General features: G+C 71.2%; 23 protein-coding genes. 9 read left to right on the top strand and 14 right to left on the bottom strand.

Translation table 11 applies throughout. The features are described 5' to 3' along the window. Window positions 1-284: 284 nt before the first annotated feature. From ACFYZL_RS29400 to ACFYZL_RS29390, 3 genes are all read left to right on the top strand, one after another. Complete coding sequence (locus ACFYZL_RS29400) at window positions 285-1,505, top strand: aromatic acid exporter family protein (protein ID WP_388683067.1); 1,221 nt, start codon at window positions 285-287, stop codon at window positions 1,503-1,505. A gap of 97 nt (window positions 1,506-1,602) precedes the next feature. Further along, complete coding sequence (locus ACFYZL_RS29395) at window positions 1,603-1,788, top strand: hypothetical protein (RefSeq protein ID WP_384744172.1); 186 nt, start codon at window positions 1,603-1,605, stop codon at window positions 1,786-1,788. 71 nt (window positions 1,789-1,859) lie between these two features. Then, window positions 1,860-2,378 (top strand): DUF5709 domain-containing protein, encoded by a 519-nt coding sequence (locus tag ACFYZL_RS29390; RefSeq protein WP_384744174.1) that lies wholly within the window; start codon window positions 1,860-1,862, stop codon window positions 2,376-2,378. 52 nt (window positions 2,379-2,430) lie between these two features. Here ACFYZL_RS29390 and ACFYZL_RS29385 read toward each other — a convergent pair whose 3' ends face one another. From ACFYZL_RS29385 to ACFYZL_RS29375, 3 genes are all read right to left on the bottom strand, one after another. Further along, the gene (locus ACFYZL_RS29385; protein ID WP_384744176.1) at window positions 2,431-2,697 is read right to left on the bottom strand and encodes a protealysin inhibitor emfourin; all 267 of its coding nucleotides are present in this window, start codon (window positions 2,695-2,697) and stop codon (window positions 2,431-2,433) included. A gap of 266 nt (window positions 2,698-2,963) precedes the next feature. Then, window positions 2,964-3,461 carry a DUF1877 family protein gene (locus ACFYZL_RS29380; protein WP_388683063.1) on the bottom strand — a complete coding sequence of 166 codons (498 nt, stop codon included), beginning with the start codon at window positions 3,459-3,461 and terminating at the stop codon, window positions 2,964-2,966. A 128-nt stretch (window positions 3,462-3,589) separates the two neighbouring features. Continuing rightward, window positions 3,590-4,705, bottom strand: a complete 1,116-nt coding sequence (locus ACFYZL_RS29375; RefSeq protein WP_384744179.1) for a glutamate--cysteine ligase — start codon at window positions 4,703-4,705, stop codon at window positions 3,590-3,592. 444 nt (window positions 4,706-5,149) lie between these two features. Here ACFYZL_RS29375 and ACFYZL_RS29370 point away from each other — a divergent pair, with 444 nt between their 5' ends. Continuing rightward, window positions 5,150-5,605 (top strand): SRPBCC family protein, encoded by a 456-nt coding sequence (locus ACFYZL_RS29370; protein ID WP_384744180.1) that lies wholly within the window; start codon window positions 5,150-5,152, stop codon window positions 5,603-5,605. Between the two features lie 104 nt (window positions 5,606-5,709). Here ACFYZL_RS29370 and ACFYZL_RS29365 read toward each other — a convergent pair whose 3' ends face one another. The 6 genes from ACFYZL_RS29365 to ACFYZL_RS29340 form a co-directional block, all read right to left on the bottom strand. After that, the gene (locus ACFYZL_RS29365) at window positions 5,710-6,804 is read right to left on the bottom strand and encodes a glutamate--cysteine ligase (protein ID WP_388683058.1); all 1,095 of its coding nucleotides are present in this window, start codon (window positions 6,802-6,804) and stop codon (window positions 5,710-5,712) included. A 38-nt stretch (window positions 6,805-6,842) separates the two neighbouring features. Beyond that, a complete protein-coding gene (locus ACFYZL_RS29360) occupies window positions 6,843-7,349 on the bottom strand; it encodes a PP2C family protein-serine/threonine phosphatase (RefSeq protein WP_388683056.1) in 507 nt (168 codons plus the stop codon). Window positions 7,350-7,374: 25 nt separating this feature from the next. Further along, a complete protein-coding gene (locus ACFYZL_RS29355) occupies window positions 7,375-8,157 on the bottom strand; it encodes a hypothetical protein (protein WP_388683053.1) in 783 nt (260 codons plus the stop codon). Window positions 8,158-8,217: 60 nt separating this feature from the next. Continuing rightward, the gene (locus ACFYZL_RS29350; protein ID WP_384744185.1) at window positions 8,218-9,345 is read right to left on the bottom strand and encodes a mechanosensitive ion channel family protein; all 1,128 of its coding nucleotides are present in this window, start codon (window positions 9,343-9,345) and stop codon (window positions 8,218-8,220) included. An 89-nt stretch (window positions 9,346-9,434) separates the two neighbouring features. Next, a complete protein-coding gene (locus ACFYZL_RS29345; protein ID WP_384744187.1) occupies window positions 9,435-10,400 on the bottom strand; it encodes an LLM class F420-dependent oxidoreductase in 966 nt (321 codons plus the stop codon). A gap of 72 nt (window positions 10,401-10,472) precedes the next feature. Beyond that, a complete protein-coding gene (locus ACFYZL_RS29340) occupies window positions 10,473-12,710 on the bottom strand; it encodes a catalase (RefSeq protein ID WP_388683049.1) in 2,238 nt (745 codons plus the stop codon). A gap of 337 nt (window positions 12,711-13,047) precedes the next feature. Here ACFYZL_RS29340 and ACFYZL_RS29335 point away from each other — a divergent pair, with 337 nt between their 5' ends. Then, on the top strand, window positions 13,048-13,461 hold the full coding sequence (locus ACFYZL_RS29335; protein WP_384744190.1) for a C40 family peptidase: 414 nt from the start codon (window positions 13,048-13,050) through the stop codon (window positions 13,459-13,461). Between the two features lie 32 nt (window positions 13,462-13,493). Here the strand turns inward: ACFYZL_RS29335 and ACFYZL_RS29330 are convergent, their stop codons facing one another. Next, entirely contained in the window at window positions 13,494-14,561 is a 1,068-nt protein-coding gene (locus ACFYZL_RS29330) for a YihY/virulence factor BrkB family protein (RefSeq protein ID WP_388683046.1), read from the bottom strand. A gap of 460 nt (window positions 14,562-15,021) precedes the next feature. Between ACFYZL_RS29330 and ACFYZL_RS29325 the strand changes: the two genes are divergently transcribed. The 4 genes from ACFYZL_RS29325 (at window position 15,022) to ACFYZL_RS29310 (ending at window position 17,868) form a co-directional block, all read left to right on the top strand. Further along, window positions 15,022-15,912, top strand: coding sequence for a SigB/SigF/SigG family RNA polymerase sigma factor (locus tag ACFYZL_RS29325; RefSeq protein ID WP_384744192.1), 891 nt, complete (start codon window positions 15,022-15,024; stop codon window positions 15,910-15,912). Between the two features lie 147 nt (window positions 15,913-16,059). Then, on the top strand, window positions 16,060-17,034 hold the full coding sequence (locus ACFYZL_RS29320) for an anti-sigma factor RsbA family regulatory protein (protein ID WP_388683043.1): 975 nt from the start codon (window positions 16,060-16,062) through the stop codon (window positions 17,032-17,034). 122 nt (window positions 17,035-17,156) lie between these two features. Further along, window positions 17,157-17,621, top strand: a complete 465-nt coding sequence (locus tag ACFYZL_RS29315) for an ATP-binding protein (protein ID WP_384744195.1) — start codon at window positions 17,157-17,159, stop codon at window positions 17,619-17,621. 124 nt (window positions 17,622-17,745) lie between these two features. Further along, on the top strand, window positions 17,746-17,868 hold the full coding sequence (locus ACFYZL_RS29310) for a hypothetical protein (RefSeq protein ID WP_384744196.1): 123 nt from the start codon (window positions 17,746-17,748) through the stop codon (window positions 17,866-17,868). A 10-nt stretch (window positions 17,869-17,878) separates the two neighbouring features. On the opposite strand, the gene ACFYZL_RS29305 is transcribed toward ACFYZL_RS29310, so the two are convergent. The 4 genes from ACFYZL_RS29305 to ACFYZL_RS29290 all read right to left on the bottom strand — a co-directional run bounded on the left by ACFYZL_RS29305 (window position 17,879) and on the right by ACFYZL_RS29290 (window position 20,517). Then, the gene (locus ACFYZL_RS29305; RefSeq protein ID WP_384744197.1) at window positions 17,879-18,247 is read right to left on the bottom strand and encodes a hypothetical protein; all 369 of its coding nucleotides are present in this window, start codon (window positions 18,245-18,247) and stop codon (window positions 17,879-17,881) included. Window positions 18,248-18,400: 153 nt separating this feature from the next. Next, on the bottom strand, window positions 18,401-18,598 hold the full coding sequence (locus tag ACFYZL_RS29300) for a CsbD family protein (protein WP_384744199.1): 198 nt from the start codon (window positions 18,596-18,598) through the stop codon (window positions 18,401-18,403). Between the two features lie 78 nt (window positions 18,599-18,676). Beyond that, window positions 18,677-19,516, bottom strand: a complete 840-nt coding sequence (locus ACFYZL_RS29295) for a DUF1206 domain-containing protein (RefSeq protein ID WP_384744201.1) — start codon at window positions 19,514-19,516, stop codon at window positions 18,677-18,679. 50 nt (window positions 19,517-19,566) lie between these two features. Continuing rightward, window positions 19,567-20,517, bottom strand: a complete 951-nt coding sequence (locus ACFYZL_RS29290; protein WP_388683039.1) for a SigB/SigF/SigG family RNA polymerase sigma factor — start codon at window positions 20,515-20,517, stop codon at window positions 19,567-19,569. Window positions 20,518-20,533: the final 16 nt, after the last annotated feature.

Genomic DNA, 20,533 nt, shown 5'->3' with positions numbered 1-20,533 from the left:
ACGGAGAAATGCCGAGGAGTGGCGCCCTGCGGGACGTTCAGGGACCACTAACCCGCCTCGTATGTGACGTGGGTCCTGTGGGGCGCCTCACCGCCGAGGGCCCCGAACGTCACCGTCCGCGTCCGTCCGTACCCGAGTCGAAGGAGACGGGAGCGTCGAAGGCAGCCTTCCGGGCGGCCCGCCGCCCCCGCCCCCCGGGTCCCGCGCCCGCTGAACGTGCCCGGACCGCCACCACGACGGTCCCGCGTGTGATCGCGGCGGCCTCGGGGGGAAGGGGCAGGGGTATGCCCCACGACGCACCTCCCCCGCCTACCGGTCACCACCTCCTGCGCCGACTGCTGAGCAGGCGCCACGACCCCGTGGTGGTGCAGAGCGTCCGTTCCACGGGGGCCGCCGTGGTGTCGTACGTCATCGCGCTCCGGCTCAGCAGCGAGCCGGCGCCGCTGACGGCCCCGCTCACCGCCCTGCTCGTGGTCCAGGTCACCCTGTACTCCACGCTCACCACCGGCGTACGCCGCGTGAACTCGGTCGTGGCCGGGGTACTGATCGCCATCGGCTTCAGCGCGCTCGTCGGCCTGACCTGGTGGAGCCTCGGCCTGGTCATCCTGGCCTCCCTGGTGGTCGGGCACCTGGTCCGGGTGGACGAGTTCGTCCCGGAGGTCGCGATCAGCGCGATGCTGGTCCTCGGTGTGACGCGGGTGGCGGACACCGCCTGGGACAGGGTGCTGGAGACGCTGATCGGTGCGGTGGTCGGCCTGGCGTTCAACCTGCTGTTCGCCCCGCCCGTCTGGGTGGAGCCCGCCGGCCGGGCCATCGACGGCCTCGCCTCCCGCATGGCGGCCCTGATGACCGGCATGGCGAACGAGCTCACCGAGCGCACCACCGTCGCCGATGCCGCGTCGCGATTGCACGAGGCCCGCCGACTCGACAACGACATCGCCGACGTCGACTCCGCCCTGCGCCAGGCGGAGGACAGCCTGCGCATGAACCCCCGAGTACGGGAAGGGCTGATGTTTCGGCTGGTGCTGCGCACGGGGCTGGACACGCTGGAGATCTGCGCGGTCGTGCTGCGGGTCTCGGCGCGGGCGCTCACCGACCTGGCGAAGGCACGGGCGGACGAGCCGCTGTTCGCTCCCGAGGTGGGCGGCGCCCTGCGGGACCTGTTCGGGCACATGGCGCTCGCGGTGCACAGCTTCTCCCGGCTGATCACCGCTCAGGTCAGCACCAACGCCGAGGAGCAGGAAATCCGGCTCACGCGGGAGCTGGGGATGGCGCGCGAGAGCCGTGATCTCGTGGCCCGCCTCCTCCTGGAGCAGTTGCGCAGTTCCCCCGCTCAGTGGCAGCTGTACGGGGCCCTGCTCGCGGACGTGGACCGCGTACTGGACGAGCTCGACGTGGACAAGCGGTCCCAGCGGCTCATGGAGGAACTGGACCGGCATTCCCGGCTGCGCAACGAGGACAGCGGCCGGATCCGCCGCGCGGTGCGACGCGCGAGCCGCCGCTAGAGCGTGGCCGGCGAGGCTCGGCGGCATGAACGTCCCGATACGGGGAAGGCGCACGCGTCCCAGGATCTCCGCTACGCCGATCGGCAGGGAGGCCGTCATGGCACCAGCAAGCGGCAGCCGCCCGCACAGGACCGTCCCCCGCACCGGCGGGGCACCCGAGACCCCGTGGCGGCGGGATTTCGACGACTTGATGGAGCGGATGGTCGGTCTCTTCGAAATGGGCCGCCCCGTCGGACGCGGGGAACGGTTCGAGGCCGATGACGCACCCCGACCGGACGTGTGAGCAGTGAGCAGGGGCAGCCGTGAGCGGACCCGGTCCGCGCGGCGCGGATGCGGAAGAAGGAGGCGAGGGCCGTGATCGGAAGCGACGCCCGGGGGGACGACGTCCACCAGCCCGATGAGGAGGCGGAGCCCGGCGAGTCGCAGCCGGACATGGACAACGCCCTCGGCGAACCGGATCTTGACGGGACCCTGGACACGGGGTACTCGCCGCCCGACCGCCCTGTCGCCGTCACCCGACACGGCACCACCGGCCGGGAACAGCGGGCCGGCGAGACCCTCGGCGAACGGCTCGCCCAGGAGGAGCCGGAAGGAAGGCCGGAAGAGGAGGCCATGGCCGACGACGCGCACGTCATTCCCTGGGGGAACGCCGCCGGGGACCCGGCGCCCGGCAGCGAGGACATGACCGGCGATCCGAGCGGCGACGCGACCACGGCGGGCCGAGAGCGGGCGGGCCGGATGGCCTCGGCCGACGACGGGCCGGCGGAGCGGCACGGCAGCGTGGTGGCCCGCGACGCCGGGATCGACGGTGGAGCCGCGTCCGCGGAGGAAGCGGCCGTGCACGTGGTCGAACAGGAACCGGACGAGGGGTGACCCTGCTTCGCCCGCCGGCACGGCACCCGATCCCGACGCCGGGTGCGCTCGCTCAGACCGCTTCCGCCAGGACGGCGTCGATCAGCTTCCGCTGCTCCTCGGTGAGGTGGGGGTCCTGTAACTCGACCAGCTTCCCGTCGACCCGGACGACGTAGCCGAATCCGTCCGGCACGGGCTCCCGACCGGAGGGCCCCTCACTGGTGAGCGCGCTCTCGGCAAGCCGTTCCAACTCGGCACCGTCGGCGCGGCAGTCCGTGTCCAGGGCGGCGGTCAGCTCCCGGCCCGCGAACCCTCCGCTGCGCGTCACGATGATCAGCATCGCAGAACCTCCTCGAACAGAACGCCGCCCGGCCGGCCGTCGGGCCGAATGCGCCGGAACCGGCGTACGGATGCGAACGCACCTCGTCTGCCCCCGAAATCCGCGCTCGCACAGCTCTTCGTGGTGGGGACGCGAAATGACCGAAAGTGGCCCTGCGGCGCCGCGTGCCGGTCGCCACGCGATCTGACGGGCTTGCTGTCCGCTACGAAGCGACAGTGCTGGTCGTCGCCATCAACGGAGGGCTGTGACCGGCACGCGACCACGTCTCAGGCCCACACCGCCCTGACCACGGCGTGGCCTGCCGCGGCCGCCCGCCCGTAGAACCCTTGGAGGCCCGTGTGACAGTCAAGGAACTCCTGCCTGACCTGCGCCTCGTCGCAGCCGGACCAGACGAGCTTGGCACCTGCGACGTTCCACAGCTCGTCGAACGAGACACGTGCGAGGAAGCCCGCGGCCCGTGACACCCCAGGCGGCTCCAGAATCCCCAGGGGCGGGTGGGAGAGGTCGGCACCGACGCCGTGTGCCACCGGCCGCCCGCCGTAGATCGGCAGCTCCCAGGAGTCGTCGGCATCCGCATCGAGGACACCGGCGGCGGCATAGAGGCCGTTGACGGAGTCCCACACCTTGTCGATCGACTCGGCGATGCCCGCCGCGTACTCGTCGGGGTGGTTCCCCCAGGCCTCTGACATGAACGCCGCAAGCCAGGTGTGGTCGTCCCGGATCTCGGATTCCGCGACGGCGCGCATGTGCATGTGGATGCTCACGGCGACGAGTCCTCCCCGTTCGGCGGCCCGCCTGTCGGGCCGGACGGAGAGAACCCAGTCGACGGCACTGACGGCACGATGCCCGGTGGGGCCGTCGCCGGAACGGGCCTGTCGGACCGACGCCCGCTTCACGATGCGATCGTCATCTTGGCGCAGTCGGTGACGACCGACCCCAGGCTCCGCCCGTCTGCGTGCAGACGACGCTGTGTGCGGGCTCCATTGCCCCGTTCGTGCAGCCGGGCGAGGGCCTCCCGCACGTATTCGTCGTCACCGTGGTCCTTGAGGGCCTCGCCCACGTGCTGGTACAGGGCGTCGACGGCGTGTTCGGCGCGCGTCTCGCGCATGCTTTCCGGGTGCAGCAAGGATCCGTCCAGGCCCGAGCGGCCCGCCTGCCAGGAGGCCAGCCGCAGCAGACTCGTCTCGATCCTGGCCGGGGGATGCCCGTCCTGCCAGGCACGGGACGCCGTCTCGACCAGGCCACGGACGAGGGCGGCGATCAGGACGGGCGTGGAAGCGTCCAGGCAGACGTCTGCGACCCGGACCTCCACGGTGGGGTAGGTGGCGGACAGGCGCGCGTCGAAGTAGACCATGCCCTCGTCGCGCAGCACCCCGGTCTCGATCATCATGGCGACCTGTTCGTGGTAGCGGTCGGCGGATCCGAAGATCCCGACCGGGCCGGCGGAGGGCCACCGGTTCCACACCCGGCTGCGGTAGCTGGCGTAACCGCTGTCGCCGCCCTGCCAGAAGGGCGAGTTCGCGCTCATCGCCGTCAGGACCGCCAGCCAGGGCCTGATGCGGTCCAGGACGGCGACGCCCTCTTCGTCCGATGCGACGGATACGTGGACGTGGCATCCGCAGGTCAGCTGTTCCTGCGCCGTCAGTCCGAAGTGTTCACCCATCCAGCGATAGCGTCGGCCGGCGCTCAGCGAAGGTCGCACGGGCAGCGGTGATGTCGCGACCGCCGCCACCACGGCGCCGGCAGTGGCCGCGTGCCGTGCCGCCTCGCCGCGTATGCGGATGATCTCCGCCTGGAGCTCGGCCATCTCCGTGACCGGTTTGGTGGCGAACTCCAACTGCTCCTTCTGCAGTTCCTTCTCGAATTCGTGCTTCGGACTGCCGTCGGCCCCGGGGCGGTCCCAGGCCAGACGGTCCGCCGCGGCGAGGACGACTCCCGCGACGGCGAGCGGGGCACCACTGTGCGGATCGACGAGCAGCAGTTCTTCCTCCACTCCCACGCTTCGCATGTCGCCGTCCCTCGATCCGGCCGTCAGATGTCCCGCACCTTCCCTGCCTCCCGCCGACCATTCCGTCGCACGGTCTCCCCTGCCTCGTGCCATGGCGAACCCGTTCAGCAGGAAGGCGCCTTCGGCCTCGGCCAGGAGCATCCCGTCGTGCCCGAAGCGGTAAGCGTAATGGTCCTCGGTGAGGTCGGCCGTGGAGGCGCGCAGGGTATGGACCGTCCGTGGGGCATCCGCGGGAGCGCTCCGCGCAGGGGCGGCAACAGCGGCGGCGGCCTGACCGGCATGGCCCTGATGGTGGCGGCTGGCTCCCGGCCTCCGTGCCCGGCCCCATGGCGCGCATGCTGCGCCGGCGGGCGGGTAGCCGGGCCTCGAAAGGTCTCTGGAGGGCGGCGGCAGCATCCACCGGGTGCGGCGACCGCCCTCGACGCCGACACGGAAGGGATGCGCATGTCGCACGTCGAGGAATACGTCGAGGTCAACGTTCCCGTACGCACGGCCTACAACCAGTGGACGCAGTTCGAGGACTTCCCCGCCTTCATGGAAGGGGTCGAACGCATCGACCAGCGCACGGACACGCTCACCCACTGGGTCACGAACGTGAACGGTGCACAGCGTGAGTTCGATGCGCAGATCACCGAGCAGGTCCCGGACCAGCGCGTGGCGTGGATGACGGTGGACGGCGAGACGCGCCAGGCCGGACTGGTCACCTTCCAGCCCGTCGACGCGTACACCACCAAGGTCGTCCTGCGGATGAACTGGGTTCCCGAGGGAATTGCCGAGAGCGCCGCGGACAAGCTCGGATTCGTGAGGCGCCAGGTCGCCGGGGATCTGAAGCGCTTCAAACTGTTCATCGAGGGGCGCGGGGTGGAGACGGGCGGCTGGCGCGGCGAGGTCACGGGCTGAGCGGGCCCCGACCACGGTGAAGACCTCCGGGGTGAGGGGATCTGTCGGTCACTGACCGCCCCCGGGGGTCTTCCCGTGCGGAGCGGGCCTTCCCGCAGTCGCCCTCACACGCACGCGGTCGCGCCCGTGATCAGTCCGAGGAGTCCCGGCAGTCCGCCTTCGGCGAGAGCCCGGCGCTGGCGGTCCGCGGGGGTGCCTTCCTGGAGCAGCCGGTGCACGAGGGAGCCGACCTGCCTGAGGTCACCGGCCTCTTCCAGGGCCGGGGTGATGTACTGGAGGAGGGAGCACAGGACGTCACCACTGCTGCGCGGCCGACCCTCTGGATCCACCAGGACGGAGTTCAGGCCGTGCCGGGCCGCGTGCCAGTTTCCCACCTGGAGCAGCTCCGGCGCCGGGTGGGGCACGGGCAGGCCCGCCTTCTCGTCGGCCATCGCCGTGGCGACGAGCGCCCGGACGATGCCTGCGAGCATGACCGCGTCCTCGACTTGCAGTTGCACGTCCAGGCACCGGATCTCGACGGTGGGGTAGCGCTCGGAGAGTCGTGCCTGCCAGTACACCTGCCCCCGGTCGGCGATCACGCCCGACGCCACGAGCGCGTCCAGTCGCCGTTCGTAGTCCTCGGATCCGTCGAAATACGGAGGCGGTCCGCTGACGGGCCACCGGCCGAAGACGATCGTGCGCCAGCTGGCGAACCCCGTGTCCTGCCCCTCCCACAGCGGCGAGTTGGCGGACATGGCCAGCAGCACCGGCAGCCATCCGCGGATGCAGTTCAGCACCGCGACCCGCGTTCCGGCGTCGGGCACGCCCACGTGGACGTGCATCCCGCTGATCAACTGCTCGTCGACCAGCCGGCGGGCCCTGCCCTCCATCCGCAGGTAGCGCGACGAAGGGGTCACGGGGACCGGCCGGTCCCCTCGCAAGGGGGCGGCGCCCGTGGCCGCGATCCGGCAGCCGTTCTCCTCCGCCGCCGAGCCGATCGCGTGACGCAGGCGCAGCAGGTGCCCGCCCACCTCCTCCAGCTCGGTGCACACCGGTGTGGCCACCTCGATCTGGGCCTGCAACAGCTCGTCCTGGACCTCGTCGCGCTCTGCCAGTGGGCTCAGGCCCGCTGTGCGGCGTACGCCCTCGACGAACGGGGCGGGCAGCCCGTCGGCCGGGTCCACCAGCAAGTACTCTTCCTCGACGCCTACGGTGATCACACCTTGCGGCTTCCCCGTCGCGTCATGATCAATCGTTCTCAGGCGAGCCGGAGGGCCACCAGGCAGGTGTCGTCCTCGTGGTACTCGGGCGTGTAGGCGGCCATGATGCGGTCGAGAGCCGCCTGCGCGTCGAGCCCGTCGCATGACAGCAGCTCCGAGCGGAGGGCGTCCACGCCGTCGGTGATGTCCTCGCCGCGCCGTTCGACCATGCCGTCGGTGTGGAGCAACAGCAGGTCGCCGGGGCGCAGGGCGAGGGTGGAGGTCGCGTACTCGTGTCCGGGCAGCAGCCCGAACAACGGTCCCCGGTGGTCGGTGTCGAGGGCCGAGGCCCGGCCGTCGCGCAGCAACAGCGGTGCCGGGTGTCCCGCGCACGCCCACCGGTAGTGACGCCGCGCATCCAGGTGGCCGATGATCCCGGTCGCGGTTTCCGCGGCCGGGTCGGCGCACAGCAACTCGTCGAGCCAGGTCGCCAGCTGTCCGGCGTGGGTGCCCGGGGCGTGCGCGAGCCCCGCGAGGGCGTGCCTCTGCTGGGCCATCCGGGCCACCGCGCCGAGGCCGTGGCCACAGGCGTCACCGATGGCGAGGAGGATCCGGCCGTCCGGTAGCAGCCGACATTTGTACCAGTCGCCGCCGACGGCCGATTCCGCGGGCAGATAGGCCGCCGCGAAGGACAGGTGACCAGATGGTGCTTCCGGAGAGCAGGTCCCACGTACCCCAGCCCATCGAGGCGATGTACTGGGCGTCGAGCGAGAGCAGCTCCGTCCGGTTGCGGGCCGGTCTCCACGTGACCAGTACCTTGTCCCCGCAGGACGCCGCGTCGTACAGGAGTTGCGTACGGTGCAGGCCGTCGCTGCGCTGCTCCGTGTAGTCGACGGCTTGCGCCTGCAGGGGTCGGCCCGTGCCCAGGACCCCGGCCGGCGCGCCGATCAGCCCACCGGCCGCCGCTCCCGGCTGGACCTCCAGGATCCGGCGCCCGATCTGCCGGTTCGGCGCGTCGAGCCACAGGGCCGAGCGGACGTGGTTGCCCGCCTTGACGGTGAAGTCCACGGTCGTGCCGTCCCCGTCCCGAACGGGTTCGAGGAGCGCGGCCGAGACGGGGATCGCGGGCAGGGTCGCGCACACGCATCCCCAGTGGTCCTGCTCTCCTTCCGCTCCGTCCGCACAGGCGTGACCGTGGCCTTCCGGGCCACCGCAGGCACAGACGGGCGCCCTCTCATCGCCCTGCGGGCCGGTCTCGGCCCCGTCGTCCAGCCGGACTCCGGCGTCCCGGCGGGCGGCCGTACGCAGGGCCGTGACCTCGCGCCTCACGAGCTGTTTGAGCGAGTCGCAGTCCTGCGGGATCAGTGGCGTCATCGTCCTCACCAGCCGGAAGCACGTGTGGTCGTACGGTGCTGCGAGGCTGCGCCTGCCCCCTCAGCGGAGATCCATACGCGCCCGGACGGAGGCCTGGCCGTTCGGCTCGCCCGACGGCGACCGCTGCGCGGGGCGCCGTTCGTCCTCGGTGCCGCCCCGCTGCGGGCCCACGGTGACGCGTGGCAGGGCCTCCGGGTGCTTCTGCGCGAGCCAGGCGACCAGCTGCTCCCGTACGGCGCAGCGCACGGTCCACAGGTCGTCGGCGTCCTTGGCCGTGACGATGGCCCGGACCACGATGGTGGAGGGAGTCGTGTCGGTGACGGCGAGGTCCCAGCCGCGGCCGTCCCATTCCCGGCAGGTGTGCAGGATCTCCCGGACCTTGTCGCGCATGAGGGCGATCGGGGCGTTGTGGTCGCAGTGGACGAAGACGGTGCCGGTCATCTGGACTCCGCCGCGGGACCAGTTCTCGAAGGGGCGGGTCGTGAAGTAGGAGACGGGCATGGTGATCCGGCGTTCGTCCCACGTGCGCACGGCGAGGAAGGTGAGGGTGATGTCCTCCACGACCCCCCACTCGCCCGCGACGACGACCGTGTCCCCGAGGCGCACCATGTCGCCGAAGGCGATCTGGAAGCCGGCGAACAGGTTCCCGAGGGTGGACTGGGCCGCGACGCCGGCCACGATCCCGATGATCCCGGCGGAGGCCAGCATCGACGTGCCGAGCGCGCGGAAGCTCGGGAAGGTGAGCAGCATCGCCGCGACCGCGACGACGCCGACGACCGCGGTCACGACCCGCATGATCAGGGTCACCTGTGTACGCACCCGGCGGACCCGGGCCGGGTCACGGGTACCGGTCGCGTAGCGGGCGTAGCCGGATTCGACGACTGCGGAGACCACTCCGACGATGAGCCAGGCGCCCGCGCCGATCAGGACGAGCGAGAGGATCCTGGCGACGGTGTCCGCGTCGTCCTGGAGCGGCCGCCAGGCGGTGTGCCCGTAGGCACCCCTGAGCAACGCGGCGAGCAGCACGATCCTCAGGGCCGGCCGGCACCGGCGCAACAGGTTCCACAAGGGCGTTTCGGGGTGCCGTGCGTCGACCCGGCACAGCAGCCGGTCGGCGGCCCAGTCGGCCGCGAAGGTGAGCAGGAGCGAACCCCCCAGGACGGACAGCAGGCGAATGACGCTGTTCATGACTCCTCGGCAGATGTATGGGACAGGGACTTCCACGCCCCTGCCCCGAGCCGGGGACCTGACACGAGGGGTGGGCGGAATCACGGCTTTCACAGGGCGCGCAGTGCGGGGAGCAGTTTCGCTTCGGCCCATTCCAGGAAGGGTTGTTGGTGATCGCCTCCGATCTGGACGAGGGCGACCTCCGTGAACCCCGCCTCCGCATAGGGCCGGACGGCGTCGACGAACGCGTCGACGCCGTCGCCGCAGGCGATGGACTCGGCCACGTCCTCGGGCCGTACGTACTGTGCGGCCTGCTCGAAGCCCTCGGGGCCGGGGAGTTCGCCGTTGACCCGCCACCCGCCCAGGGCCCATCGGAACTGATCGTGCGCACGGGCGACGGCTGCCTCGCGGTCGCTGTCGTAGCAGACGGGCACCTGGCCGATGCGGGGTTTGCCCGCGCCGCCGTGCTCTTCGAACGCCTCCAGGAGTTCCCGCTTCGGTTCCGTGGCGATCACCAGGTCGCCGCGGGCGCCCGCGAGTTCGCAGGACCGGGGGCCGGAGACGGCGATGCCGATCGGGGGCGGCCGATCGGGGACGTCCCAGAGGCGTGCGTTCTCGACGTCGAAGTGGGCACCGTGGTGGCTGACGTTCTCGCCGTCGAGCATGCGCCGGATGATGTCGACGGCCTCTTCCAGCATCTCCAGCCGTACGTGGGCGGCGGGCCAGCCGGCTCCGACGATGTGCTCGTTGAGGTTCTCCCCCGAGCCCAGCCCCAACCGGAACCGGCCCCCGGAAAGGATCTGCATCGTCGCCGCCTTCTGCGCGACGACGGCGGGGTGGTAGCGGAAGGTCGGGCAGGTCACGTACGTCATGAGCGGGATCCGGGCCGTGGCCTGCGCGGCGGCGCCCAGCACGCTCCACGCGTAGGGCGCGTGCCCCTGGGACTCCAACCAGGGGAAGGAATGGTCGGAGATGACGGAGAAGTCGAATCCGGCGTCCTCCGCTCCGACCACGTGGGACACCAGCTCGCGGGGTCCGGCCTGTTCGGTCATCATCGTGTATCCGATTCGCACCATATGGGGCGCCTGCCACGATCCCGGCTGCCGAAACCCTTCACGGCGCGAACACCTCGTACGGCGGCTTCGGGGTCAGAGTGCGGGTGGGAACCGGTCCCAGGCGCGGTGACGCGCCAGGACCTCGCCCAGCTGCTCCACGGCCGGGGCACAGCTGTCGGCGACGGCGATCCCGGCGTCCTCCGGTCCGATGCCGGCGGCCCCGAGGAGTGCACGGGCGTCGGTCCACACGCCGATGGCCTTGCCGTGGCGGTACGCCTCCGTGATCAACAGCAACACCCGCGGATCCGAGCCGTCGGGTGTGGGAGACCCGGCCTTGGCGTCGCGCGCCCCGTAGGCGTCGGCGCCCGCGGCGGGATCGCCGGCGCAGAGGAGGGCGTCGAACTCCACGGAGCGGGCGGTGGCGAAGGTCCGCTGGACCGCGATGGGATCACCGCCACCGTCGAGCGTCCCGCCCTTGGGCCCTATGACGAGGGGCACCATGCCCGCGTCCAGGATGGCTTGCCGAGCGGTTCGCACGCCGTCGAGGTCGGCGTCCTCGTCGGCGACGATGCCGATCACTCGGCCGTCCGTCGGCCAGGTCTCCCCCAGTTGGGACAGGGCCGGGCTCGGCTCGGCCGCGACGAGCGGCACGGTGGCCTCCGGAGCCGGCAGACCCAGGCCTTCCGCGACCTGCTCGCACAGCTCCGGGTCGATGTTCGCCAGCACCTTCAGGGTGCGCTCCTTGACGGCCCGCTCGAAGCATTTGCTCAGTTCGAAGGTGTAGGCGGCGACGATGTGTTCGCGCTCCGGCGGGGTCATGCTGAGCCAGAACAGCCGGGGTTGGGTGAAGTGGTCGGAAAACGATGCGGACGCTTCACGGACCTTGCTCGCTTCGGAGACCTGCGCGGGCGCTTCGACGAAGGCGCCCGTATCGGCTCCGGCGAGGAAGGGACAGCCGCCGTCCAGGCTGTTGGGCCGGTACGGTGCGACGCCGGTGTGGACGGCGGTCTGGTGCATCCCGTCGCGGAGCATGTCGTTGACCGGGGCGTGTGGCCGGTTGACCGGGATCTGGCCGAAGTTCGGTCCGCCCAGCCGGCTGATCTGCGTGTCGAGGTAGGAGAGCAGGCGGCCGGCGAGCAGCGGGTCGTCGGTGACGTCGATGCCGGGAACGAGATGACCGGGATGGAAGGCGACCTGCTCGGTCTCGGCGAAGTAGTTCTTCGGGTTGGCGTTGAGCGTCATGAGTCCGATGGGCTGGACCGGTGCCAGCTCCTCCGGGACGATCTTCGTGGGATCGAGGAGGTCGATGCCCTCGTACGTCTGCTCCGGCGTGTCGGGGAAGACCTGGATGCCCAGCTCCCACTGCGGGAACGCGCCCGCTTCGATGGCGTCGAAGAGGTCCCTCCGGTGGAAGTCGGGATCCATCCCGCCGATGAGCTGGGCTTCCTCCCAGACCAGGGAGTGCACGCCCAGCTTCGGCTTCCAGTGGAACTTCACCAGGGCGGTGTCGCCTACGGCGTTGACCAGGCGGAACGTGTGGACTCCGAAGCCCTCCATCATCCGGTACGAGCGGGGGATGGCGCGGTCCGACATGTTCCACAGGGTGTGGTGGGTGGCTTCGGTGTGCAGGGACACGAAGTCCCAGAAGGAGTCGTGGGCGCTCTGCGCCTGGGGGATCTCCCGGTCGGGGTGCGGCTTGCCCGCATGGATGATGTCGGGGAACTTGATCGCGTCCTGGATGAAGAAGACGGGGATGTTGTTCCCGACCAGGTCGAAGGTGCCCTCGTCGGTGTAGAACTTCGTCGCGAACCCGCGGGTGTCCCGCACGGTGTCGGCGGAGCCCCGCGAGCCGAGCACGGTGGAGAACCGGACGAACACCGGCGTCTCGACGTCCTTGGCCAGGAAGGCGGCCCGGCTCACCTCGCCCGCGGCCCCGTATCCCAGGAAGACGCCGTGCGCGGCCGCGCCGCGGGCGTGCACCACCCGCTCGGGGATGCGCTCGTGGTCGAAGTGGGTGATCTTCTCACGGAGATGGTGGTCCTGGAGCAGCACGGGCCCGCGCGGTCCCGCCTTCAGGGAGTGGTCGCCGTCGTACAGCCGGGCGCCCTGCGCGGTCGTCAGGTACGGCCCGCCCTGCGCCACCCGGGCCTGGTCCGCGCCGGTCGCCTGACCGGTGGGGCTCACCGTCCGCGGTCCGTCCTGATCCGGCTTCGGCGGCAGCGGCGCCGCGACTCGCTCGGGTTCGTCCGCGGGCGGGGACACCGGTCCGGGTGCGCCCGGCAGGGGGCCGGCGCCGCTGTCCGAGGTCGTGTGGGAACGCTCAGTCGTCATGGTGTCTCCCGAAGGTCGTCTCGCACCAGGCACCCGAAGCCCGACTGTTCCCGCGCATGCCCCGCAGCCGGGCGAGCATGCGTGCCGCGGGGGCAGGCGGGGATCACCGGACAATCATTAGGAATATCTTCTCGGGCCACTTTGCCGAAATGAGACATTTCCCGCCGTGTCCCACGCCCGCGAACGCGAACCTTTCGGGCAAAAATAGGCGGTCGTCGGGAGCCATTACGCAGTCACCGAGAACAGCCGCCGTCAAGGGCCTGTTCCTTATCTGAATGCGGAGGTATCGCGATTGCCGAAAATAAAAAAGAGCCTCGTCAAGCATTGCCGTCCCGCCGTGGTCCTCGCGATTTCAGTGGCAATCGCGTGCACGCCCGCCGCGCCGGCCCAGGCCGCTTCCTCTTACGGCATAAAGGCCGTCGCCATCGCAGCCTCGAAAAAAGGCGCCCCTTACGTCTACGGCGCCACCGGGCCTAGGGAATTCGACTGTTCGGGCCTCACCCTCTACGCCTTCCGGAAGGCCGGCCGACCCCTTCCCCGTACCGCGGACGCGCAGTACGAGGACACCCTCCACATCTCGCGCGCCCAACGCACGCCGGGTGACCTGGTCTTCTTCCCCAGAGGGAGCACCATGGGCCACGTCGGCATCTACGCGGGGCACGACAGGATCTGGCACGCCCCCAAACCCGGCACCCGCGTGCGCCTCGAACGCATCTGGACCGACACGGTCCATTACTCCCGCGCGAATTGAATCAGCGGCGCGCCCGCGCAGCGGCCCGAGGGTCACTCCACTCGACGACGGTCCTCATCGCTCCACGCCTTGGTGTCCCGGGGCTCCACGTACGGCTCCTCGCCTTCGGGCAGTCCGCCCGCGACCGCGCGTTGGCGGGTCAACTCCGCGTCGAACTCGAGCCCGAGGAGGATGGCGAGATTGGTGATCCACAGCCACACCAGGAAGACGATCACTCCCGCGACCGTGCCGTACGTCTTGTTGTACGAGGCGAAGTTCGCGACGTAGAAGGCGAAGCCGGCCGAGGCCGCCATCCAGATCACCAGGGCCAGGAAGCTGCCCGGAGTGACCCAGGCGAAACCGCGACCCTTGGCGTTGGGCGCGGCCCAGTACAGGAGCGCGATCATGATCGTGACGAGGAGGACCAGGACCGGCCATTTCGCGACGGACCACACCGCGAGCGCGGTGTCTCCGATGCCGAGTGCCTCGCCGGCCTGCCGGGCGAGGCTTCCGGTGAAGACCACGATCAGCGCGCTCGCGCAGGCCAGCAGCATGAGCGTGACCGTCAGTGCCAGACGGAGCGGGAGCAGCTTCCACACCGTCCGGCCCTCGGGCACGTCGTAGACGGCGTTCGAGGCGCGGATGAACGCCGCGACATAGCCGGAGGCGGACCACAGGGCCACGAGCAGGCCGATGACCGCGATCAGCGATCCGGTGCCACTGTGGCCCTGAAGCTGTGTCACGGCGTCGCCGAGCACGTCCCGGACCGAGCCCGGCGCCAGCTTCCGCAGGTTGTCCAGCACCCGGTGCGTCGTCGACTCGCCGGCGATGCCCAGCAGGGACACGAGGACCAGGAGGGCGGGGAACAGTGCCAGCACCCCGTAATAGGTCAGGGCCGCCGCGCGGTCGGCCAGCTCGTCGTTGCCGAATTCCCTCACGGTGCCGCGCAGCACGGCCCGCCACGCCCGTTTCGGCAATTCGGTGGGTCGATCGGGAGCGTCTTCGAGTTCGTGTGCGGGCGCCCGACCGCCGACCTGATGATCCGGTTCGAGGGCGGTGTCGCCACCGGTCCGGGAGCGTTCTCGTTCCGGCCCGCCGCCGGACTGCACGATGCGTGTCATGCCCTGCGGCTGTCCACCCGGGCGTCATCCATGCGCCTACGGGGCCGAGCCGTGGTCGAGCCGCCGGCATGCCGATGACGGGCCCGCCTCCGCGCGCGGTGACGGCCCGGCCGTGTCGCGGTGTGGGGCCCGAGCATGAACTCCTCGTACCGTCCGAGAGCGAGAACGGCGCACAGGAGCGCGGGCAGGAGCAGCAGCGCGGCGATGAGCACGGGAGTGCCTTCCCTTCGGGCTTCTCCCCCGCGCATGCCCCCGACCTGCCGTGGCACGCACGGGGGGCGCGCCGACCCGACCTGCCGTGGCGCGCCCGTCAGGAGATCCGCCGTTCCGTGGGCCGGCCACACGATGTTCGGCGAAAGGCGTGTAGGGCCGAGGGGAACGGGCAGGCGCGCCCGAGCAGCCGTCAGTCGATCGGGAGGGAACGGCCACCATGTCTCACTCGGCCACCGCCGTGAGCCCCATGCGCGCAACAGACGTGCGGAACGCCCCCGACGTGCCACAGTCGGCGGGTTCCCAGACGCAGGACGCGGCACTGCCCGAGGTGATCAACCCCGCGGAGATGGCCCCGTCGGACGCGCGCGAGCTTTCGAGGCTCTTCTTCAGGAGCCTTCGAGTCCTGGAGGAGGGCACGGGCGAGTACCAGTACGCCCGCAACACCCTGATCGAGATGAACCTCTCGCTCGTCCAGTTCGCCGCGCGGGGATTCCGCGCCCGTGCGCGGGGCGGCGGCCTGGACATCGACGACATCGTCCAAGTGGGGATCATCGGGCTGATCAAGGCCATCGACCGCTACGATCCCGAGCGCCAGGTCGAGTTCTCCACGCTCGCCCTCCCGTACATCACCGGTGAGATCAAGCGCTACTTCCGCGACACCACCTGGGCCGTCCACGTACCGCGCCGGCTCCAGGAGCTGCGTACGGAGCTCGCCAAGGCCCAGGAGGCCCTGACGGACGACCTGGGCCGCGCACCGACGGTCAGGGAACTCTCGCGGTACCTGGAACTGTCGCAGGAGCAGGTCATCGAGGGACTGGTCGCCTCGAACGGCCATACGAGCGGGTCCCTGGACTACACCGACTGCGACGAGTCGGCGCCGACGAGCCGGACCACATCGGCCCCGGCGGACCGGCTCGGTGAGATCGACCCGGCCATGGAGCTCTTCGAGGACTTCCACGTGCTGGCGCCCCTGCTGCGGGAGCTGGGCGAACGCGACCGGCTCATCCTGCACCTCCGTTTCGGCCAGGACAGGACCCAGGCCGAGATCGGCGCCGAACTCGGCATCTCGCAGATGCAGGTCTCGCGCCTGCTGTCCCGGACCCTGACCCGGCTGCGCACCGGAATGCTCTCGGAGTAGGAAGCGGCCATGCCATCACCCCACTCACACGCGGCGTCCGTCCCGCGCGAAGACGCGCGGGGGCGCCGGGGCGACGTGCCGGGGGCGGACGCGGTCGTGCGGTGCGCGCACGCGGGGTCGGGGGCGGGGGCCAGGAGCGCGGATCCGTTGCGCGACCGTACCGACGGCCTCGTGACCGGCCCTCCCGCGACCACCGCGGGAACCTTCGTCCACCGGGCCCTCTTCTACCGAGGCGGGACGGAGTACCTGGCACGAGTCGGAGGGTTCGTACGCGGCGCACTCGCGGCCGCCGAGCCGGTGCTCGTGGCCGTGCCCGGTCCGCGGCTGGACGCCCTGCGCGAAAACCTCGGCGCGAGCGCGGCCGCCGAGGTCACGTGGGCGGACATGACGCGATGGGGCCGCAACCCCGGCCGCGTCCTGGCGGCGTTGTCGGATTTCGCGGACCGGTGCGCCGACCGGCCCGCCCGGATCCTGGGCGAGCCGATCTGGCCCGGCCGCACCCGGGCCGAGGTACGGGAAGCCACGCGCCACGAGGCCCTCATCAACACCGCCTTCGCGGGCCGGCGGGCCACCGTCCTGTGCCCGTACGACGCCGTGGGCCTGCCGACCGCGGTGCTGGCCGACGCCCGGCGCACCCACCCCACGCTGATCGACGGGGGCCGGCACCTGCGGAGCACCGTCTACGCCGACGCGTCCGCGGTGTGCGCCGACTGCGATCCCCCGTTGGCGGAACCCGACGGGGCGGTCTCCCGGTTCGAGTACGCCCCCGGACAGCTGGGAGCGGTACGCGAGTACGTGGTGGCCTGGGCCCGCGGCACGTCCCTGGGGCCGGGCCGGCGCGGCGACCTCGTCCTCGCGGTCAGCGAGGCCGCGGCCAACTCCCTCTCCCACGGTGGTGGGAGAGGGACGCTGAGGCTGTGGAACTCGGCCGGTTCCGGGGGCGTGGCGGAGATCCGCGACGGCGGCCGCCTGTCCGATCCTCTGGCGGGGCGCCGCCGCCCATCTCTGGCGTCGCCCCATGGAGGCAGGGGCCTGTGGCTGATCCATCAGCTGTGCGACTTGGTGGAGATCCGCGCCTCGGCCGACGGCCTCACTCTGCGGCTGCACATGACAGCCCGGTGAGAACAGCGGTCCCGGTGAACGTTTCCGGTCACGGCACTAGACTGCGCTGGACCTGCTCGGGCGGGCCGTGACAGTTCCCGCGAGCGGACTTCGGCATCAACGACGGGGGGTGGGAGAGCACCGTGCACACCATCGGGCCGGCAGCCGGCGATCCACCGGACACCGGGCCCTCCGCCGCGGGGCAGCGCCGCAGGCTCGCCCTGTCGGGCGTCCGCGGCCACGTGGGCAAGGGCCGGGACTTCGCGCGTCAGGCCCTGCTGGACTGGGGCTGGGACGGGACCGAGACCTCGGAGGACGTCCTGCTCCTCGTGTCCGAACTGCTCACCAACGCATCGCTGCACGCGGGTGGTTGCATCGAGCTCGCGCTCACGGGCGGGTCGGTCCTGCGGATCGAGGTCTTCGACGGCACGACGACGCCGCCCCGCCGCAACCCGTCACCGCAGCGGGGAGTCCCGGGCGGGCACGGCCTCCACATCGTGGAGCGCGTCTCCGACCGCTGGGGCACCCTCGTCCACGAGCACGGCAAAGCCGTCTGGGCGGAGATCGAGGCGTCCCGACTGGTCTCGGGCCGGGCCACCGGCCGGTGACCCCGCGCGGGCCGCCCGCCCCGCATGTCGGGCGGCCGGTCGATTGCGCCGGCCGGGTGATTCCGATCGGCGCACACACGTTCACGGGGAGCTTCATTCCGTCGAACGGGGGCAGGCGAGCGCCATGACATCGAATCCGTCCTTCGTCCTGGCCCTGACCCCCGCCCCCGGCCCCGCCTGGCTCCACCTGGTCGTCATCGGCTTCGCCCTCGTCGTCCTCGTCCGCTCCCTGGCGCGGCACCGGTAGGAGCGCTCGGTCAGGAGCGCAGGCGCAGCCCGATCTCCTTCTCCTGATCACCCGAGACGGTTCCGGTGTCCTCGACGGCGAATTGCCCGGCGAGCGCGGCATGCACCCGCTCCACGGCGCGAGGTCCTCCCTGAAGGGTGACGCTGACCGTGCCCTTCAGCCGAACGGGGGCCTCCCGCCGCTCCGCCGGCTTGGCGGCGTCGAGGGTCGCGCTCCACACGGTGGCGGCCCCGGTGCCCTTCGCCGGGCCGCTCGCCACGGCTTCCGCGGGAAAGGAGTGCTCCAGCAGGTCGAGGACGGTGCGGGCGTCCTCCGGTGCGCAGTCGCCGACCGCCACCACCACTTCGGCCGCGGGGTTCTCGTCGTTCCGACTGTCCATGGGCTGCCGCCCCTTTCGTGTCGTGCATCGCAACAGACCTGGAAAAGGTGATCCGCCCGTCCCGGGCACGCAGGACGCGGCCCCACGGTGCCGTGGCACCCGGGGCCGCGTCCTGTCAGCTGCGAGTCCGGAAGGCGGACCCGTCGGGGCAGTTCAGCTCCTGTCGCCCTTGCGTCGGGTGGAGTCCTTCATCTCGCGGGCGCGTTCCTCGGTTTCGCTCATCGCTTCCTTGGCCTTGCCCTTGGCCTCGTCCATCTTGCCCTCGGCCTTCATCCGGTCGTTGCCGGTGACCTTGCCGACGGCCTCCTTGGCCTTGCCCTTGGCCTGGTCCATCTTTCCCTTGTCAGCCATGACGATCTCCTTCGTATCGGAACTTCGACGGGTTCAAACTAGGCGGAATCCAGACATTGCGCTCGGCGAGCGGCCTCCTCACACCCGGGGGCAGACAGCCATCGCCCACGAGAACACCCCGAACAGCAGCAGGCCGGCCGCCACGACGACCATCAACCACGGGCCGACGGGGGTCTGGGCGAAGGCGCGGAGCGTGTCGTCCATGCCCTTGGCCTTCGCCGGGTCGTAGGACACGGCCGCATGGACGAGGACCGCGCCGGCGGCCGCGAACACGGCGCCGCGGGCGATGCCGCCGATGACGCCGAGCGCCTCCACGCCCTGGCGTACGCGCCGAGGCAGTCGGCCCAGGTCCATCTCCTCACGGAAGGTGAGGCGCGCCGCGCCGACGATGATGACGATGCCGCCGACGGCGATGCCGATGCCCACCAGCGCCACGAGCCATGGGCCCGCAGGGACGTCCAGCACCTTGGCCGTCACGTCCCGCGACTGCTCGTCGCTGGAGCGCCCTCCGCCCCGGCCGGCGGCGAAGGCCAGGACCGAGAAGGCCGCCACCGCGTAGAAAACGGCTCGCGCGGCGGACGCGCCGCGTTTGGCGAGCTTGCGTCCCTTCGGTCCGGCGGCGCCGAAGGCGGCCTCCGAGAGGCGCCAGAGCATCATCGCCACGAGGCCGAGGCCGATGGCCCATACGAGCACCCGCCCGTAGGGGTGGCCTGCCAGCTCGCCGAGCGCACCCGAACGGTCGGCCACCTTCCCCGTGTCCCCGAACGCGATCCGCAGGGCCAGCAGGCCCACCAGCACGTACAGCAACCCGCGCGTGGCCAGGCCGATCCGGGCGGCGACGGCCACTGCCTCGTGGGTGCCGCGGGCCCGGACTCCGCCGGTGGACGCCGTCGCGAGTGACCCTCCTGGAGGTCTCATACGCCGCGCATGCCCGCTCCGGCCGACGCCATGCGGACCGCGTGGGCCCTTCAGTGGCCGTGGAACCGCCTGTTCAGGGTGTTCAGGGTGCGGGCCAGGAGTCTGGAGACGTGCATCTGGGAGAGTCCGGTCTCCGCGCCTATCTGCGCCTGGGTCATCTCCTGGCCGAAGCGCAACTCCAGGATCCGGATGCTGCGTTCGTCCAAGTCGGCGAGGAGGGGCGCCAGGGTGTGGCGGTTCTCGACCATCTCCATCGCGGGGTCGGGACCGCCCAGGGTCTCGGCGAGGAGGCGCGGGTGGCGCCCATCGGGCTCCCGGCCGGCGCCGCCCGCGGAGTCCCGGGGTGCGTCGAGGGAGTGGGCGGAGTACCCGTTGGCCGCGACGAGGCCTTCACGGACCTCGTCCTCGGTGAGGTCCAGGTGGTCGGCGAGTTCCGCCGGGTTCGGGGCGTGGCCCAGTACGGAGGTCAGCTCCTCCGTGGCCTTGGCCAGCTGCGAGCGCAGCTCCTGGCAGCGGCGCGGGACCCGTACGGCCCAAGTGGTGTCCCGGAAGTGGCGTTTGATCTCGCCCCGGATGTAGGGCAGGGCGAGCGTGCTGAACTGCGTGTTGCGGTCGACGTCGTACCGGTCGATGGCCTTGATCAGGCCGATGATGCCGACCTGGACGATGTCCTCGTTCTCCGGACCGCCGGGGCGGTCGCGGAACGGGCGGGCGGCGAAGTGCACCAATGAGACGTTCATCTCGATCAGCGTGTTGCGGACGTACTGGTACTCGCGGGTCCCCTCTTCGAGGCTCCGCAAGCGTTCGAAGAACACGCGGGTCAGCTCTCGGGCCTCGCCGGTCGACAGTTCGGAGGGGCAGGGCACGTCCGGCAGGCCACTGAGCGCGGGGGCTGCCGAGATGCCCGAGACGCCTGCGGCGTCCGTGGCGTCCGCGGCGTCCGCGGCGGAAGCGGCGGGGGTCGTACGGGTCCGGGCCTCGGGTGCGGCCGTCAAAGTCATCGTTTTCGCTCCTTGG

Origin of the sequence: Streptomyces sp. NPDC001717, from assembly GCF_042892775.1 — a bacterium.
Classification (GTDB): Bacteria; Actinomycetota; Actinomycetes; order Streptomycetales; family Streptomycetaceae; genus Streptomyces.
This window is presented reverse-complemented; position numbering and strand designations above follow the sequence as displayed.